The sequence below is a fragment of the Ruegeria sp. CDSA033 genome (assembly GCF_059612305.1).
The window spans coordinates 281,368-296,636 of the sequence record NZ_JBXWQI010000003.1; the positions used below are offsets into that span (position 1 = coordinate 281,368).

At 57.1% G+C, this 15,269-nt stretch carries 13 protein-coding genes; 4 read left to right on the plus strand and 9 right to left on the minus strand.

Annotated elements, in window-relative coordinates; all coding sequences use genetic code 11:
- Positions 1 to 84 precede the first annotated feature (84 nt).
- The 3 genes from AC2FLA_RS06480 to AC2FLA_RS06490 are packed head-to-tail and all read left to right on the plus strand — an operon-like array spanning position 85 to position 4,220.
- Positions 85 to 1,071: a glycosyltransferase family 2 protein gene (locus tag AC2FLA_RS06480; RefSeq protein ID WP_496721329.1), complete on the plus strand. Its 987-nt coding sequence runs from the start codon at positions 85 to 87 to the stop codon at positions 1,069 to 1,071.
- Positions 1,068 to 2,768, plus strand: a complete 1,701-nt coding sequence (locus tag AC2FLA_RS06485; RefSeq protein ID WP_496721330.1) for a DUF5927 domain-containing protein — start codon at positions 1,068 to 1,070, stop codon at positions 2,766 to 2,768. The genes AC2FLA_RS06480 and AC2FLA_RS06485 overlap by 4 nt, the downstream gene beginning before the upstream one ends.
- 6 nt (positions 2,769 to 2,774) lie before the next feature.
- The gene (locus AC2FLA_RS06490; RefSeq protein ID WP_496721331.1) at positions 2,775 to 4,220 is read left to right on the plus strand and encodes a nodulation protein NodH; all 1,446 of its coding nucleotides are present in this window, start codon (positions 2,775 to 2,777) and stop codon (positions 4,218 to 4,220) included.
- On the opposite strand, the gene AC2FLA_RS06495 is transcribed toward AC2FLA_RS06490, so the two are convergent.
- The 8 genes from AC2FLA_RS06495 to hslO all read right to left on the minus strand — a co-directional run bounded on the left by AC2FLA_RS06495 (position 4,204) and on the right by hslO (position 13,425).
- Positions 4,204 to 4,722, minus strand: a complete 519-nt coding sequence (locus AC2FLA_RS06495; protein WP_058275258.1) for a L,D-transpeptidase family protein — start codon at positions 4,720 to 4,722, stop codon at positions 4,204 to 4,206. The two genes, AC2FLA_RS06490 and AC2FLA_RS06495, sit on opposite strands and share 17 nt — an antisense overlap.
- A gap of 57 nt (positions 4,723 to 4,779) precedes the next feature.
- Positions 4,780 to 5,565: an ion transporter gene (locus tag AC2FLA_RS06500; protein WP_496721332.1), complete on the minus strand. Its 786-nt coding sequence runs from the start codon at positions 5,563 to 5,565 to the stop codon at positions 4,780 to 4,782.
- Between the two features lie 21 nt (positions 5,566 to 5,586).
- Positions 5,587 to 6,810, minus strand: a complete 1,224-nt coding sequence (locus AC2FLA_RS06505) for a class I SAM-dependent RNA methyltransferase (protein WP_496721333.1) — start codon at positions 6,808 to 6,810, stop codon at positions 5,587 to 5,589.
- A gap of 39 nt (positions 6,811 to 6,849) precedes the next feature.
- A complete protein-coding gene (locus AC2FLA_RS06510) occupies positions 6,850 to 8,682 on the minus strand; it encodes an ABC transporter ATP-binding protein (protein WP_496721334.1) in 1,833 nt (610 codons plus the stop codon).
- Positions 8,679 to 10,517, minus strand: a complete 1,839-nt coding sequence (locus tag AC2FLA_RS06515; RefSeq protein WP_496721335.1) for an ABC transporter ATP-binding protein — start codon at positions 10,515 to 10,517, stop codon at positions 8,679 to 8,681. The genes AC2FLA_RS06510 and AC2FLA_RS06515 overlap by 4 nt, the downstream gene beginning before the upstream one ends.
- 190 nt (positions 10,518 to 10,707) lie before the next feature.
- Positions 10,708 to 11,862: a CCA tRNA nucleotidyltransferase gene (locus AC2FLA_RS06520; protein WP_496721336.1), complete on the minus strand. Its 1,155-nt coding sequence runs from the start codon at positions 11,860 to 11,862 to the stop codon at positions 10,708 to 10,710.
- Entirely contained in the window at positions 11,859 to 12,464 is a 606-nt protein-coding gene (locus AC2FLA_RS06525; RefSeq protein ID WP_496721337.1) for a CoA pyrophosphatase, read from the minus strand. The genes AC2FLA_RS06520 and AC2FLA_RS06525 overlap by 4 nt, the downstream gene beginning before the upstream one ends.
- The gene (gene hslO / locus AC2FLA_RS06530; RefSeq protein WP_282153625.1) at positions 12,448 to 13,425 is read right to left on the minus strand and encodes an Hsp33 family molecular chaperone HslO; all 978 of its coding nucleotides are present in this window, start codon (positions 13,423 to 13,425) and stop codon (positions 12,448 to 12,450) included. Before hslO ends, AC2FLA_RS06525 begins: the two co-directional genes overlap by 17 nt.
- A gap of 76 nt (positions 13,426 to 13,501) precedes the next feature.
- Between hslO and AC2FLA_RS06535 the strand changes: the two genes are divergently transcribed.
- Positions 13,502 to 13,945, plus strand: coding sequence for an NUDIX hydrolase (locus tag AC2FLA_RS06535; RefSeq protein ID WP_058275119.1), 444 nt, complete (start codon positions 13,502 to 13,504; stop codon positions 13,943 to 13,945).
- Here the strand turns inward: AC2FLA_RS06535 and AC2FLA_RS06540 are convergent.
- The gene (locus AC2FLA_RS06540) at positions 13,942 to 15,213 is read right to left on the minus strand and encodes a PP2C family protein-serine/threonine phosphatase (RefSeq protein ID WP_496721338.1); all 1,272 of its coding nucleotides are present in this window, start codon (positions 15,211 to 15,213) and stop codon (positions 13,942 to 13,944) included. The genes AC2FLA_RS06535 and AC2FLA_RS06540 overlap by 4 nt on opposite strands.
- Positions 15,214 to 15,269 lie beyond the last annotated feature (56 nt).

Sequence of the window (15,269 nt, forward strand, 5' to 3'; positions counted from 1 at the left end):
CACTCTGGCTTGTACAGCCTCCGGGCACGCTCGCGTAAATAACAAAGGTTGGGCAGTCGCGTGGGCCTATTGGATTCATACCGAATGAGATTGCGGCGCAAGCGCCGTATATTGCGTTGCCTTCGAAAGCGGCGCGACCTTGTTCCCGTTTCCGTAAATACAAATTCGATAGCACGGAAAGACGTCCTGCTAGTCAGCGTCATCCGGAATGAGAAAATTCGCCTGCCGTATTTTCTGACCTACTACCGGCAGCTGGGCATCAACCATTTTCTGTTCGTTGATAACGCCAGCAATGACGGGTCACTTGAATATCTGGCGGGTCAACCCGACGTGTCGGTCTGGCGAGCCGATGCAAGCTATAAGCGTGCGTCGTTTGGAGTGGACTGGACAAACTATCTGTTGCGCAAATATGCACACCGCCACTGGGTTCTGACCGTCGACCCGGACGAGTTCTTTATCTACCCGTTCTGCGATACCCGGCCGATCCGTGCCCTGACCGACTGGCTGGACGGCTGCGCCGTGCGCAGCTTCAGCGCAATGCTGATCGACATGTATCCCGAAGGGCCGGTCGAAGGCGCCATCTATTCCGAGGGGCAAAACCCGTTCGAAATCGCCAAATGGTTTGATGCAGGCAATTATACGATCACAAAAAACCCGACCTACGGAAATCTCTGGATTCAAGGCGGACCCCGCGCGCGGGTATTCTTTAAGGACACGCCGAAAAAAGCGCCTGCGCTAAACAAGATTCCATTGGTGAAATGGGACAAGCGCTATGTCTATGTCAGCTCGACCCATGCGTTGTTGCCACGCGGATTGAATCAGGTATTTGATGAATGGGGTGGTGAAAAAACAAGCGGTGCGTTGTTGCACGCCAAACTTATCAGCACATTGGGCGAGAAGGCCCAGGAAGAGATGGAGCGCGGCCAGCATTACCGCAGCTCTGACGAATATCGCGCCTACGCCGAACATCTGGCGGACATGCCCGAGTTCTGGTGCGACAAATCCGAAGCCTACATCAACTGGCGACAGCTTGAGATTCTGGGCCTCATGTCAAAAGGAAACTGGGCATGAGCAATCTGGGCATCATTATGCTGGTTCACACCGCGCTGAACCGGGCCGGGCAAGTGGCCCGCCACTGGACAGCCTCTGGGTGCCCGGTGGTGATCCATGTGGATCGCAAGGTGCCAAACAAGGTCTATGCGGAATTCGTTGCCGCCTGTGCGAATGACCCGCTGATCCGGTTTTCTGACCGTCATGTCTGCAACTGGGGTGGGTGGGGCATCGTTGCCGCTTCGCAATCTGCCGCCGCACTGATGCTTGAGACATTTCCCGATGTCCGCCATGTTTTCCTGACTTCGGGGTCCTGCCTTCCGTTGCGGCCAGTGGATGAACTGGTCAATTACCTCTCGGACAGGCCGCGCGTGGATTTCATCGAAAGCGCCACAACCTCTGATGTGAGCTGGACTATGGGGGGCTTGGACCAAGAACGCTTTACCCTGAGATTTCCCTTCTCGTGGCGCAAGAACCGCAAACTGTTTGACGCCTATGTGAAACTGCAACGCGCATTGCGCATTCGACGCTACATACCCGAAGGGCTGGTTCCGCATATGGGTAGCCAGTGGTGGTGTCTGACCCGCCAAACCCTGTCGGCCATATTGCAGGATCCAAAACGCGAGACCTATGATCGGTATTTCCGGCGCGTCTGGATACCTGACGAAAGCTACTTCCAGACGCTGGCGCGCCTGTATTCCACCCATATCGAAAGCCGGTCTCTGACCCTATCCAAATTCGACTATCAGGGTCGTCCGCATATTTTCTATGACGACCACTTGCAGCTACTGCGCAGGTCCGACTGCTTTGTTGCCCGCAAAGCCTGGCCCAACGCGGATCGACTGTATCAGGCTTTTCTGACCGATCAGGCCGGCGCCATGAAACCCACAGAGCCCAACCCAAGCAAAATTGACCGGGTGTTTTCCAAAGCGGTCGAACGGCGCACACGTGGGCGTGACGGGTTGTACATGCAAAGCCGGTTTCCACGGCACGGCAACGAAAACGGGCTGACGTCCTCTCCGTATTCGGTTTTTCAGGGCTTTTCCGAAGTGTTCGAAGATTTTGAACCCTGGTTGAGCAACATCACTGGCGCGCGCGTCCACGGTCATCTGTTTGACCCGAAGCGCGCTGAATTCGCCGGCGGAGAAACCATCGTCAACGGCGGCCTCAGCGATTGCGCAAAGCTGCGGGATTACAACCCAACGGCTTTCCTTTCGAACCTGATCTGGAACACGCGTGGCGAAAAACAGTGTTTTCAGTTCGGCCCCGCTGACACGCAAGAGATCAACTGGCTCTTGGCTCGGGACAAGAATGCGCTGATTTCCGTCATAACCGGGGCCTGGGCAATCCCGCTGTTTAGATCAAACCTGAACTTTGCCGATATCCGCGCCGAGGCCGCCCGGCTGCAGCAGATCGAAACCAAACAACTGGAAATCCTGTCTTCTGTCTGGACCAAGGCGCGGGTTCGCAGGTGGACACTGGCAGAATTCGTTGAATCTCCGGTCGAGCCTTTACAGACCGCGGTCGAGGATACCGGAACCACCCAAACCAGCCACCTGACCGAAGCGCCAAAAATGGTGGATCTGTCCGGGTTTGGCCAGTTCCTGCAAAACCTGAAGAACCAGGGCATGCACCCTTATCTGATGGGCGATTTCCCACCGGACGACAGCTTTGCAGACCGGGTCCGGCCATATCGAAAACCCTATCTGGTGCAGTAAAGATAAATGACGCCCCAATTTGACTATTTTATCATTCTTGCAGCCATGCGGACCGGTTCCAACCTGCTTGAGGCGAACCTGAACGCCATCGAAGGAGTCACCAGCCACGGCGAGGCGTTCAATCCCCATTTCATCGGGCGTCTGAAATCCGACACCCTGCTGGGCATCTCGGTGGAAGAGCGGGATCGTGACCCTTCCACATTGCTTGAGGCAATCCGGCAGGCACCAGGGGAACTGAACGGGTTTCGCCTTTTTCAGGGACATGATCCACGTGTGTTAGAGCCAGTTTTGGGCGATCCGCGCTGCGCCAAGATCATTCTGACCCGAAACCCTCTGGACAGCTTCATCTCGTTGAAGATTGCGCGCGAAACCAAGCAGTGGCAGCTGAAAAACATCAAGCGTCGTCGCGAAGCACAGGTTGAGTTCGATGCCGAAGCGTTCATGAAATACCTGAACCGGCAGCATGAATATCACCTGATGCTGTCGCAGCGTTTGCAGCAAAGCGGCCAGACCCCATTTTACATTGCTTATGAAGACCTGAATCAGGTGCACCTGTTGAATGGTCTTGCCGCCTGGCTGGGTGTGTCCGGCAGGCTGTCGGCGATCGACGAAACACTCAAACCGCAAAACCCCGAGCCGGCGCTGGCGAAAGTGACGAACCCCGATGAGATGGAGCAGGCGTTGTCACAAATCGACAGCTTCAACCTGCACAGCACTCCGAATTTCGAACCGCGCCGACGTCCATTGGTGGCGAATTACGTTGCTGCACCAAAGACGCCGCTGATGTACATGCCCATCCGCGGGGGAATTGAAAGTCCGGTAGCAAGGTGGATGGCCGCGCTGGACCATGTTGATGTTGAACAATTGCTGACCAATCAGAACAGGAAACAGACGCGTCAGTGGTTTCTTTCCAATCCCGGGCATCGAAAGTTCGCCGTACTGCAACACCCATTGGCGCGCGCGCATCGGGCCTTTTGCAGACATATCCTCAACACAGGTTCCGGCGCCTATCCGAAAATCCGACACGTCCTGCGCAACCGGCTAAAAATTCCGATCCCCGGACAATTGCGCGATGGCAATTACCCGGTTGAGCAGCATTACGAGGCGTTTTCGGCGTTCCTGACATTCCTGCGTCAAAACCTTGCCCAACAGACCGCCATACGCGTGGATGCGGCATGGTGCAGTCAGTCGCAGGCCCTTGAGGGGATGGCGTCCTTCGCATTGCCCGACCTGATCCTGAGGGAGGATGAGGTCACGACAGCCCTGCCCGACCTGGCGCGCCGGATGGGGCACAGCACACCGCCTTTACCCGAACTCAGTGAACCGGATACCCCGTTCACCCTGGCCGAGATTTATGACGACAAACTGGAAACGCTGGCCGCCCAGACCTACCAGCGTGACTATATGCAGTTCGGATTTGAGCCCTGGAAACCGATTAGGGACGCAGAGTAATCAGCGTTCCCCGGTTTACCATTGAATAGATCTCTTCGATCTCGTCATTCTTGACAGCGATGCAACCTGCAGTCCAATCCGACGTCTTTTTGGCGCGCTTACGCTCTTTGCGACGGTTCGGTTGTCCGTGGATAAAGATATCGCCGCCCGGATCGACACCCATAGCCTTCGCTTTCGCAACATCTTCAGAATTCGGGTACGAGATCCCCAGCGACAGATGATAGCGGCTGTTGGGATTGTGCCGATCAATCAGGTAGCTGCCTTCCGGTGTACGCCCGTCACCGCGCTTTGCTTTGGTGCCGTTGGGCGCAAATCCAAGATCAACCCTGTATTCTTTCAGGATCTTATCATTGTGCAGAAGATATAGTTTCCGCGAGCCCTTGTTGATGACCAGAGAGGTCACTTCGGGTCCGTTGTAAGTTAGAATTCTGGGGTTGGCCGAGGCACAAGCTGAGAGGCTCAGCGTTGCCATTGCACCCAATCCAAATGCTCGACGATCCATGTTCACTGCCTGCTGCTCTTTTTTTCTGTATTATGCCAGAAAATGTGAAAACTGAAATCACTTTTTGATGTTTTGCTGCTCTGTCAGGCGACGTTCGATGCTTTCAAGCCGCTCCAGCACTTCGTCACGATAGGCATCGGTTTTGACTTCGTCCTCGGCATGGTGCGCGTCTTGCATCGAATTCACGATCAGGCCAACCAGCAGGTTTACCACCGCAAAAGTGGTCACCATGATGAATGGCACAAAGAACAGCCAGGCGTAAGGATAGATCTCCATTACCGGGCGCACGATCCCCATGGACCAGCTTTCCAGCGTCATGATCTGGAACAGCGTATAGGCTGAAAGGCCCAGATCGCCGAACCAGTCCGGGAAAGTCTGCGAGAACAGTTTGGTTGAAATCACCGCACCGATGTAAAACAGGATCGCCATAAGAAGGAACACGCTGGCCATGCCGGGCAAGGCCGAAATAAAACCCTCAACCACGCGGCGCAGGCGTGGCGCGACCGAGATAACGCGCAGCACCCGCAAAATCCGCAATGCCCGCAGCACCGAAAGGCCGGACCCACCCGGTACAAGAGCGATGCCGACAATCACAAAATCAAAGACATTCCAGCCGTTGGTGAAAAACCTGCGCCCTGTAGCCAGCAGTTTAATCGCAATTTCAACAACGAAAATGGTCAGGCAAAGGCTGTCCAGTGTTACGATCAATGGACCTGCAACTTCCATAAGGGTGGGTGATGTCTCCATCCCCAGCAGCACGGCGTTGAAGATTATGACACCGGTAATGAACTTCCCGAAAGCTGGTGCTTCGACAAGGGTCAGCAGGCGTTGGGTGATCCCCATTCGGGTAGTCTCCTGTAAGTCTTAAGGGTTCAGGGTGAACCGTGCCGCAAGTTCGGTGTGTGACGACCATCGAAATTGGTCAACAACCTGTACCCATTCAAGGGTGTAGCCCGCATTAACAAGAATTTTCGCATCGCGGGCGAAGGTCACCGGGTTGCAGGACACATAAGCAATCACCGGGCGCAGTGCCTGCGCCAGTTCGGTCACTTGCGCCTCGGCCCCGGCGCGTGGCGGGTCGATCACCACAGCATCAAAAGACTTTAGCTCATCCGGCATCAGCGGTCGCCGAAACAGGTCTCGTGCTTCGGTCGTTATCCGTTTGAGGCCCTGCGCCCTACGCCATCCTTGATCCAGCGCTTGCGTCATCGCTGCTTCGCCCTCGACGGCGTGAACCTCGGCCTCCTCTGCCAGGGGCAAAGAGAATGTGCCGCTGCCGGCAAACAGATCCACAATGCGTTTGGAACCACCCACAGCTTCAGAAACCGCCTTTAATAGAGCCTGTTCTCCGTCTTTTGTCGCCTGTAGAAACGCGCCGGGCGGCGGAACAACACTTGCCTGACCAAAACGCTGAACGGGTGGCTGGCGCATGGCAATCACTTCACCGTCCCAGCTAAGCCGGGCAAGACCGTGTTTCTCGGTCGCTTGTGCCAAAGCCGACTCAAGCGGGCCGTCCAGCGCTTTGCCGCCTTTGACCGCCACATCAAGCCCGGCCTCGGACAAGGTTAGCGTCACCGCCAACACGCCTTTACGGCTGCCACCCAGAACCGCCAGTGCTTCGGCCACCGGAATGGCCGCGATCAGGGCCGGGTCGAGCAAATGGCAATCCGGGATCTCGGTGATCGTGTCTGACGCACGGCCATGGAACCCGGCCAGAGTACCCTTTTTGGTCCGTCGAACCGCAATCGTCGCGCGACGCCTGGACCGTTCTGGTGACGTCTGGATCGGGCGCATCAACGCCTCCAACCCCTGCGCCGCCAGCGCGGTGCGCACCACCTCGACCTTCCAATCCGCAACGAATCCATCTGCGGCGTGCTGCAACTGGCATCCACCACAGGACTTGTAGTGACGACACGGTGCCTTGACCCGCTGGTCCGAGGGCGTCTCGACACGGATATCCGTCAGGAATTGATCCAGCAGCGTGCCGCTGACGACCTCACCCGGCAAGGTGCGCGGAGCGTAAACGGGGCCATCAGCGATGCCGTCGCCCTGATGACCAAGGCGGGTAATAGTGTAGGTTTGCGTCATGGGGTGCCTGATACCGGGGCTTGGCCGGCAACAAAACCCTTATTCCGCAGCTTCAGCCTGAATGAACCCGCCTGACTGACGATGCCAGAACCGGGCATACAGCCCACCCTGGTCCAACAACGCGTCATGTGTGCCGGTTTCCACGATACGCCCTTGGTCCAGGACAATAATCCGGTCCATCTCGCTGAGTGTGGACAACCGATGCGCGATAGCCAGAACCGTCTTGCCTTGCATCACCCGATGCAACGCCGTCTGGATCGAGGCCTCAACCTCGGAATCCAGCGCCGAGGTTGCCTCATCCAGCACCAATATTGGCGCATCCTTCAAAATGGCGCGCGCCAGCGCAATCCGCTGTCGCTGGCCACCGCTAAGCTTCACTCCGCGCTCGCCCAGATGTGCTTCATAACCGGTGCGTCCGTGGGCATCCTGAAGGCTGAGGATGAATTCATGCGCCTCGGCCTTTTTGGCCGCCTCGATCATTTCCTCTTCCGAGGCGTCAGGGCGGCCGTAAAGAATATTCTCCCGCGCCGACCGATTGAACATCGCGGTTTCCTGCGTGACCATGCCGATCTGACGGCGCAAGCTGTCCTGCGTTACTCCGGATACGTCCTGACCATCTATCAAGATCGTGCCCTTTTCACCGTCGTACAGGCGCAACAGCAGCGAAACCAAGGTTGATTTCCCTGCCCCCGAAGCGCCGACAATGCCCAGTTTCTCGCCGGGGTGCACGGTCATGTTCAAGCCTGATACACCGCCAACATCCCGACCATAGGCAAAACTTACATGATCAAATGTGATCTGGCCTTCGGGCACGGACAACTCCGCCGCGCCCGTTTGATCCTCAACCCGTTCACGCTTGGCCAGCGTATTCATGCCGTTCTCGATCTCACCCACGTTGGCGTAAAGACCCATGAGGGTGAAACTGACCCAGCCGGTCATCTGGGCAATGCGGATGGAAATGGCACCTGCAGCCACAATGTCACCGGCTGTCGCAGACCCCGCTTGCCACAGCCACAGCGTTGCACCTATCAGCAAAACCGGCAGAACCCCGGCCAACAGCATCAAGATAAAGCGGAAACTGGCCGACAGACTTCCGAACGCCAACATCTTTTCACGTAGATCAACCATGGAATTCCGCGCGGCATGATCTTCGAATTCCGAATGAGCGAACAGTTTAACGGTCTTGATATTGGTGATCGTGTCGACAACTTGCCCGGACACCATCGCGCGAGCGCCTGCCCGCGCCGCTGAGCGTTTACGGATGCGCGGCAGATACCAACGGACAAGCAGGAAATACACAACCAGCCAAGCCGCAAATGGCAACATAACCAGCGGATGAATAGACCCTAACAAAAGCAATGAGCCCGCCAGCGAGGCCAAGGCAAACACGATCGCACTGATCGTCTCGGACACCACCGACGCCATCGCGTTGGATGTTTGCATCTGCTTTTGCGCGATCCGCCCGGCAAAATCGTCGTCGAAATATGTGACCGACTGGCCCAACGTCCATCGGTTCAGCTTGGCCAGAACCAACGGCGTGATATTGGGCATGACGATATAGTTGTTGGTCAGCGACGAAAGCCCGAACAGGGCCGGGCGCAGTAGCATAAAAAATGCAACGACCCCAAGGATCATCCAGACGTTGTTGGCGGTCAGAAAGTTCCCAGGCCCGCTTGTGGTTGCTGCGTCAATGACCAGGCCCAGCATCCACGCTGTGCCCGCCTCCATCGCACCCGCAGTAGCCGAGAAAAACGCTGCGACGAAGATCATTGGCCATGCGCCAGACAGACACCAGCGAATGAACGCCCCCAGCGTTTGCGGCGGGGGCGTTTCGATGTTCTTGAACGGGTTTATGAGGTCGGCAATCCTCATTCAGCGGCCTCCGGGTTCAGGAAGCCCCCAGATTGCCGTGCCCAGAACTGGGCGTAAAGCCCACCTTGCGCCAACAATTCGGAATGCCCGCCCTGTTCAACGATCCGACCACCATCCATGACCAGAATACGATCCATCTGCGCAATGGTGCTCAGCCGGTGGGCAATGGCGATCACGGTTTTTCCTTGCATCATACCGTAGAGAGTTTCCTGAATTGACGCTTCGACCTCGGAATCTAGGGCGGATGTCGCCTCGTCCAATAGCAAAATGGGTGCGTTCTTCAGGATCACCCGCGCCAGCGTCACGCGCTGCCGCTGACCGCCGGACAGTTTCACACCTCGCTCGCCCACATGCGCATCATACCCCGTGCGTCCTTCTGGGTCTTGCAGATCAAGGATGAACTCATGCGCCTCAGCCTGTCTGGCGGCGGCGATCATCTGTTCTTCAGTGGCATCGGGGCGACCATAGAGGATGTTGTCACGCACCGACCGATGCAACAGGGCGCTGTCCTGCTGAACCATACCGATATGGCTGCGCAAACTGTCCTGCGTGACCCTGGCGATATCTTGATCGTCAATCAGGATCGCGCCCTGTTCAACGTCGTAAAACCGCAAAAGCAGCTTAACTAGGGTCGATTTTCCCGCACCCGACCGCCCGATCAGGCCGATCTTTTCGCCTGGGTGGAGGGTCAGATTGATGTGATCCAGCCCCCCGGTCTTGCGACCGTAATGGTGTGACAGATCACGGATGTCGATCTGGCCCTTGCTCAGCTGCAAGGACTTGGCATTCGGAACATCCAACAGGTCAACGGGCTGGGCAATGGTCTGCATGCCTTCGGCCACGACACCAAGCTGACGAAAGAAGCTGGTCAGCGCCCACATGATCCATCCAGTCATCGCGTTCAGTCGCAGGGTCAAAGCAGTCGCCGCCGCAACGACACCCACAGATGCACTCCCTTGCATCCACAGGGAAATGGCCCAACCAACCACGCCGACGATCAGCAAACCGTTCAGAGCGACCAGTACCGCATCCATTATGGTGAAAATCCGCATTTCGACCTGAAAGGTACGACGCGTTTCTTCAATGGCTTCGCGGGCATAGTCCAACTCTTGTTCGTTATGGGCGAACATCTTGACCGAATGGATGTTGGTATAGCTGTCCACCACCCGACCCGTCACAGCCGAGCGCGCATCGGACGCAGCCTGCGAAGCCGGACCGACCCTTTTCACCGTCCAGCGCACCAGAATGGCGTAAAGCGCGAACCAGATCAGAAGCGGCAACAGCAACCGTGGATCCGCCGCCATCAACAGGATCGCCGCGCCAATCAGATAGGCTATTGAAAATGAGATGGCGTCAAACACCTGAAACACAGCCTCGCCTGCGGCAGGCGGCGTTTGCATGATCCGGTTGGCAATCCGACCGGCAAAGTCATTTTCGAACCACCCAACGGATTGGCGCAGAACGTGTTTGTGGGCACGCCAGCGGATCAAGGTGCCAAAGTTCGGCAGGATCGTGTTGTTTAACAACAGCACATCCACGACATGCAGCATCGGGCGCAGCAGCAGCACAAACGCCGCGACCAGGATAAATTCGGTGCCGTGGTTCTGCCAGACCTCGGCCGGAGGGCCCGACAGCAGGTCAACCACTCGGCCCATGTAGTAAATCAGGCCAACTTCGACTGCCGCAACAACGACAGAGATTAAACCAGCCCAGAAGAACACCCGCATGAACGGTTGCGAGTAATCCAGCATGAATGGCCACAACCGCGTCGGCGGCGTGTCGGTTTCCTTGTAGGCAACAAAAGGGTCAACGAGGTTTTCGAAATAGCGAAACATGGAGAGTGCTCCGGTTGAGCAAAAAGTAAGTCATGCGAAGAAAGATGGCGTCAGAACACCACCCCTACGGGTCAAAGTGTTCCAGCCTTAGCTGTCCCAGATCCCGTAATACATTCGCATCCCTCCATTCATGTGACAGGGGCAAATAATCATAAACTCTTTTACTTGTCATCCCCTTTTGAGACTTCCTTTATCCGCCAAGCAGATCTTCGCGGCCCAGTGTAAACCCCGAGGCGATCCACTTCGCCTCAAGATTGGCCAGTTTCTTGCCCAGCGCAGGGCCGGTAAACTCGGGGATCAGATCGGTTGCCCTGATCGGGAAGGTCGCGCCCGCACCAACGTGGAGATCGTGCTTTATCGAGTCTAACCAGGGTTGTTCCAGAAAGGCACACCGCAATAGTGCTTCATGAAGCCCGTCTGTTTCACCGTACCGAAATCCCAATTCGGCAAAGCTGGCCGGGCTGGACGCTTCATCCCGCATTCGGGTCAGGCGCTGCAATTGCGCGCGGCTCAGGCGCAGAGATTTTGCGACTTCGGGCGGCGCGATCGCCGCCAGTCGCCGCACCGGTTCCGGATCAGCGCCAGCCTGCTGCTCTAGTGCAATCAACGGGGCCAATGCACGATCATCAGCACCCGGCAATAGTTGCACCAGTACTCCGGCGCTGCGCATTGCGGCAACGGACGGCGCAGGGTCCGGTGCGCCAAGCAGTTTCAAAAGCTCTGCCCCCACGCGTTCACGGGACAAGCCGGCCAGACCATCCAGGTTGGACGCAATGGCGGCCAAAGCGTCGGGATCGAACCCTGCCTCGGCATCGCCATACCATGCGTGAAACCGGAAATAGCGCAGCGAACGCAGGTAATCCTCGCGAATGCGGTTTGCAGCGGTTCCGATGAACCGCACGCGGCGCGTCTGCAGGTCTGGCAAACCGTTCAGAGGGTCCAGCAAGATACCGTCGGGCTGCGCATAGATCGCGTTCATCGTGAAATCGCGACGCGCGGCATCCTCTTCGACCTTATCGGAAAAGGCGACAACAGCGCGCCGGCCATCAGTTTCCACGTCACGGCGAAAGGTGGTGATCTCATGCGGGATGCCTTGGCTAACCACGGTGATTGTGCCGTGATCAATCCCGGTGGGTATGGCCTTTAGCCCTGCGCTCTGTGCCAGCTCGACCACTTTGTCGGGCCGCGCATCGGTGGCGATGTCGATATCCGATACCGGAGCGCCCAACAGCGCGTTGCGCACACACCCACCCACAAACAAGGCTTGGTACCCGGCATCGGTCAGGGCAGCGCAGACCTGTTGCGTTGCCGATTCCGACACCCAGTCTTCTTTGATTTGCGTCATTCGTTGATCCGTGCTGCCAATCCCCGCAGAATTCGGGCTGTTGCGCCCCAGATGTAATAAGGGCCGAAAGGTACCGTGAAGTAATACCGCCTTTGTCCCCGCCAGCGACGCGATTCAACGATATAATTCGCGGGGTTGAGCACATGTGCAAGCGGAACCGAAAATACCTCTGCCACTTCGCCCGGTTCAGGCATCGGTTGGAAAAGTTCCCGCAGGATCGCCACCACAGGTGTGACCGTGAAGGAGGTCACCGTTTCATGCGTTGGCAAGTGGCCAAGAATTTCCGGCATTTCCTCCGGCAAGCCGATTTCTTCGCGCGCCTCACGCAGTGCGGTGGCGGTTACGTCCGCATCGCCGCTATCCTGCTTGCCGCCTGGAAACGCTATCTGCCCCGGATGATGCTTAAGCGCCGAGGATCGCTTGGTCAAAATCAAGCGCGGGGCGCCATCTGCTACTGAAATCGGAACCAAAACACCGGCAGGGCGCAGTTTGCGACCCTCAGGCAGGGCAAAATCGGGGTTCAGGTCGAAATCACTGGACCCGTTGCCGGGGCGGCGCAAGGCCGCCCGCAGCTGATCTGTTGGATCAGGCGTTGTCAGCATCAAATCCGACCGTAGCAGGATCCAGCACATAATGTGCACCACAGAACTGACAATCAGCCGTCACGTCGCCTTCGGGCGTGGTCATCTTTTCGATGTCCTTGGCCGAATAGATCGACAGGCTCTGCCGAACACGGTCTTCTGAACAGGTACAGCCGAATTGCACTGACTGCGCATCGTATACCCGCGGCTGTTCCTCGTGAAACAGCCGGACCAACAGATCCGTAGGTGCAATCGACGGACCGATCAGTTCCAAATCGTCGACCGTATCCAGCAGGATGTTGACGCGACCCCAGTTTTCACCTTCTTCACCATCGACAAGGTCATCCGCCGTCAGGATGTTTCCGTCGCCCTCACTGGATGCCACGAAGGGCGAAGCCTTAGGCATGTGCTGCAGCATGACACCACCGGCGCGCCAATGTTCGCCAACGCCGGGTTCGGTCGATTTGCCAAAGCTCAGCGAAAACCGGGTCGGTAACTGTTCCGACTGGGCGAAATACGCCTCGGCACAGGCACTCAACGACCCACCGGCCAAGGGGGTGATCCCCTGATACGGCTGGGTCCCCTCACCCTGATCGATCATGATGGCAAAATACCCCTCACCCACTTGATCGAACGGCGCACCATCGGTCAGGCGATCGCGGTCAAAGCTGGCATAGGCGCGAATGCGGGCCGACTCACCCTCTTGCTGAGGCGCGTAATAGTCGGTCGCAATCATGCGCACCGGACCTTTAGACTGAACCTGCAGGGACAGCTTCCAGCGCAGCGCAACAGTCTGGCCGATCAATGCAGTCAGCAGGGCCATCTCAGCCACCAGAGCCTCGACCTTTTCTGGATAGTCATGCTGGCTCAGGATGCCATCAAGCACACCATCCAGACGGGCCACGCGGCCGCGCATATCCGATACATCAAGTTGAAAGGGCAGGACGGTGTCGTCCCACGCGATTTTTGTTCCAAGAGACATGGGGTTTCCTTACACGCCACAGGTTGGCATACCGCCAGCATATAGGTCGAACTATTCGGGTTTTAAGGGGCCATACATGATCAGACGGTTTGGTGAAACCCCTCAGGCCGGGCGAACATATACACGCCGGGTGGGTGTTTATGCGTTGCTGCCCCGAGGCCGCAGCCTTTTGCTGACCTGTCAGACAGAACCCGGACCCGATCTGCAATTGCCCGGCGGCGGAATTGATCCGGGCGAATCACCCATCACTGCCCTGCACCGAGAAGTGTTCGAGGAAACCGGCTGGTTGATCGCGTCGCCCCGCCGCATCGGCGCTTTTCGTCGGTTCACTTATATGCCCGAATACGATTTGTGGGCCGAAAAGCTGTGCCATATCTATCGCGCGCGTCCCATCCAGCGCATGGGTCCACCGTCTGAGCCGTTCCATGAAGCCATATGGATGGACACCGCCGATGCGGTCCAATTGCTGGGCAATGACGGAGATCGCCACTTTGCCGGGCTGCATGAACAGCGGCTTTAGTGTCCATTGTATTCAAAGAAAACAGCCGAAACGTCATCATCCATACCTCGGCTAGGTGCCATCGCTTGCGTCAGCCGCCAGAACATATCGTCCAGGAATTCCGTTCCGATCCGATCCGGCCCGCAATCCAACGCCATCTGTCGCAAGCCATCCTCGTCCAGCAGGCCACCGTCGGCGAGACTGCATTCTGTGAACCCATCGGAATACAGCAATAGCCTGTCGCCGGGTTGCATGTAGAATTCGGTCCGCTGAAACGTGACGTCCGGTAGCAATCCGATTGGCAACCCGCCTTCGCCCAGAAATTCCGTTCTGCCGTCCTGACATAGCAGCAGCGGGTGCGGGTGCCCGGCCTGTACCATTTTCACATGCCCGTTGCGCAAGTCTACGATGGCATAGACCATCGTGAAGTACTCTTCGATCCCCGTATCCGCCATCAGTCGCGAGTTCAGGGTTTCGGCTACTTCTTCCGGCGGTAGCAGAGCATAAAATTTGTCGAACCGCCGCGCCATCGCCACGTTCTGATCAAAATGATTGCTGGACAGATAGCCCCCCAAACGCGCAGTCATCATCGCAGACGTGATGCCATGTCCGGACACATCGATACTGTAGAACCCAAGCCTGTTCACACCCGGAGAGAACATCCCCACCAGATCGCCGCCGATATGACCGCAGGGTTTCAGCAACATGCTGACCCGGGACTTGCCGAAATCGCGCGTCAGCTCGGGTACCAGCGATTCCTGTATCTTGCGTGCCTGGATCAGGTCCTTGTCGATTGCGTCATGGGCGACACGCAGCTCCTCAAGCGCGGTTTCGATCAACTGATTTTTCTTGGACAATTCGCGCTGCATATCCAGAATACGCGCACCGGCTGATATACGCGCCCGTAGTTCATCCGCCTCAAGCGGTTTGATCAGAAAATCATCCGCACCGGCATCCAGACCGCGCGCCACTTCTTGCTTTTCGCTTTTGGAGGTCAGCAGGATGAAATAGCTGTATTGCTTGTTGTCCAAGGCGCGGAACGCCTTGCAGAAATCCAGCCCGCTCATCCCCGGCATAACCCAATCGCTGAGGACAAGATCCGGCGGGTCCGCCGCGCACATTTCAATCGCAACGTCGCCGCTATCGGCCTCAAGCACGTCGAAGCCCCATTTTTTGAGCGAGGCGACTAGAATACGGCGCTGCAGGCGGCTGTCATCGACGACAAGCACCTTTTGGATCACACCAAAATCCAGATCTGATCCACTGTCTGCCTGACTGACCTTTGTCACCTTAACCCTCTGCCCAGCGGCGCTTATCGGAATGGGAGGACCCTATCGCGCCGCAG